The following is a 2,256-nucleotide window of genomic DNA, read 5'->3' as shown; positions in this document are numbered from 1 at the left end:
GCGGTGCCCCCGCCCTCGAGGAGCCCTCGAATCCCGTCCGGCGTGTACGACGCGATGATCAGGTACCTCGGCATCGTCCCCTCCCGACGTCCTCTGCGGGGAGTGTCGCCCCGAGGACTGTCGGCGACAAGGGGTGTCCGTTGACCGTGAACCACCGTGGTTTGGTCGCACCGCCCCGGTACCGCGCCGGAGACCTGTCACGGACGTGACCGCGCGTGAGCACCGCGTTCGCGCCCGCCTGCTCCGGGCGGTTGGCTTCGCACCGCCCGTGAACCGTCTGCCCGGTCCAGGGCAGTGTGCCCGGAGCAGGAGTCGAACCTGCACGCCCTCGCGGGCCGGCGGGTTTAAGCCGCCTGCGTCTGCCGTTCCGCCACCCGGGCGCCCGGCGCCAGGGTAGGCGGACGTGACGGCGGGCCCGACCCCTCGGGTGACGCGCGCACGACATCGGCCAACGCCCTGCGGAGCCGGTCGGCGTGCTCGCCGCACAGCCGGTTCGCCACGAGCACGCCTTCCACCATGTCCTCGGTGACCGACGCGAACGGACGACCGCGCAACTGCACCGACACGACGGCACCGCCCGGGTAACGGCGAATCGAACGGGGCGCGCCGCGCACACGCGGCGGGCTGCGGAACGCGGGAACGCTGAGGCCCGCGGCGCGCGCCGCGGCGCCGAGGCGGCGGGCGGCGTCGGCGAACAGCAGGCTCGGCGAAGGCGGGGTCGCATCCCCGGTCGGTTCCACGTGCACACGATCGCACGGGGGTACGACAGTGAACGCTCGTGCGTCGCCCGCCCGCGCTCCACGCGGTTTGGTGACGCACGAGGGCCCGGCCGGGTAGACCGAGCCCGTGACCGTCCTGGTCGGGACCTCGGGGTGGCAGTACCGCGACTGGCGGGGGACGTTCTACCCGCCGGGCGTGCCGCAGAGCCGATGGCTCGACGACTACTCGTCGCGGTTCGAGACCGTCGAGGTCAACAACACCTTCTACCGGCTTCCGCGCGCGACGACGTTCGAGAAGTGGCACGACGGCACGCCCGACGACTTCGTCGTCGCGCTCAAGGCGAGCCGCTACCTCACCCACATCCGCCGTCTGCACGACCCCGACGACTCCGTCAAGCTCCTGCTCGATCGCGCGAAGCCGCTGCGCGAGAAGCTCGGGCCCGTGCTCGTGCAGCTCCCGCCGAACCTCTCGGTGTCCGTCGACGCGCTGACGGAGACGCTGGACGCGTTCGGCGACCGTGTGCGCGTTGCGTTCGAGCCGCGTCACCGGTCCTGGTTCGACGACGCGGTCTACGAGGTCCTCGCGAAGCACGATGCGGCGCTGTGCCTCACCGACCGGCACAGCCGCCCGGGACCCGTCGTCCGCACGGCGAGCTGGTTCTACCTCCGGTTCCACGAGGGCAACGCGTCACCGCACCCGTGCTACGGCACGCGCGCGCTGAAGTCGTGGACGGAACGCCTCCGCGAGCTGTGGAGCGCGAGCGCGGACGGATACGTCTACTTCAACAACGACGGCCGCGCGTGCGCGCCGCGCGACGCGGCCCGGTTCGCACGCGACGCGGAGCACGCCGGTTTCGACGTGGGACGCGCCGCCGACCCGCGCCGGTGCCGTCTCGCAAACTCCTGAGACGGCCGCCCCGGCGGTCGCTACCGTCGTCGCTCCATGCGCATGGCACGGCGGACGGACCACGACCGCGAGATCGTCCGCCTCGCGCTCCCCGCGCTCGGCGCGCTCGTCGCTGAACCGCTCTACATCCTCGCCGACACCGCGATCGTCGGGCATCTCGGCACGCATCCCCTCGCGGGCCTCGCCATCGCGGGCAGCCTGCTCACCTCCGCGTTCACGCTGTTCAACTTCCTCGCGTACGCGACGACCGGCGCTGTCGCGCGGCAGGTCGGCGCGCGCAACGGTCGGCTCGCGATCGAGCAGGGCATCGACGGCATCTGGCTCGCGGCACTGCTGGGCTGCGCGCTCATCGTGATCGGCGTCGCGATCGCGAGCCCGGTCGTGGACATCATGGGGGCGTCGCACGTCGTACACCCGTTCGCGCTCACCTACCTGCGCATCAGCCTGCTCGGCTCGCCGGCGATGCTCGTGACGTACGCCGGCACCGGATTCCTGCGCGGCTGGCAGGACACGCGCACGACGCTCGTCGTCGCGGTCGCGCAGAACGTCGTGAACCTCGCGCTCGAGCTGCTGCTCGTCTACACGCTCGGCCTCGGCATCGCCGGCTCGGCCTGGGGAACGGTCGCGGCG

General features: G+C 72.4%; 3 protein-coding genes and 1 tRNA gene. 2 read left to right on the top strand and 2 right to left on the bottom strand.

Translation table 11 applies throughout. The annotated features are described in order from the left end of the window. Positions 1-297 precede the first annotated feature (297 nt). Positions 298-380, bottom strand: a tRNA-Leu gene (locus VFC33_11775). Further along, positions 345-740, bottom strand: a complete 396-nt coding sequence (locus VFC33_11770) for a hypothetical protein (protein HZR13915.1) — start codon at positions 738-740, stop codon at positions 345-347. Before VFC33_11770 ends, VFC33_11775 begins: the two co-directional genes overlap by 36 nt. A 106-nt stretch (positions 741-846) precedes the next feature. On the opposite strand from VFC33_11770, the gene VFC33_11765 reads away from it, so the two are divergent. Both VFC33_11765 and VFC33_11760 read left to right on the top strand, forming a co-directional pair. Continuing rightward, a complete protein-coding gene (locus VFC33_11765) occupies positions 847-1,626 on the top strand; it encodes a DUF72 domain-containing protein (protein ID HZR13914.1) in 780 nt (259 codons plus the stop codon). Between the two features lie 36 nt (positions 1,627-1,662). After that, the coding region (locus VFC33_11760) for an MATE family efflux transporter (GenBank protein HZR13913.1) at positions 1,663-2,256 on the top strand (594 nt) is incomplete at its 3' end.

This window comes from Acidimicrobiia bacterium, assembly GCA_035651955.1.
In the GTDB taxonomy this organism is placed as follows: Bacteria; Actinomycetota; Acidimicrobiia; order IMCC26256; family JAMXLJ01; genus JAMXLJ01.
This window is presented reverse-complemented; position numbering and strand designations above follow the sequence as displayed.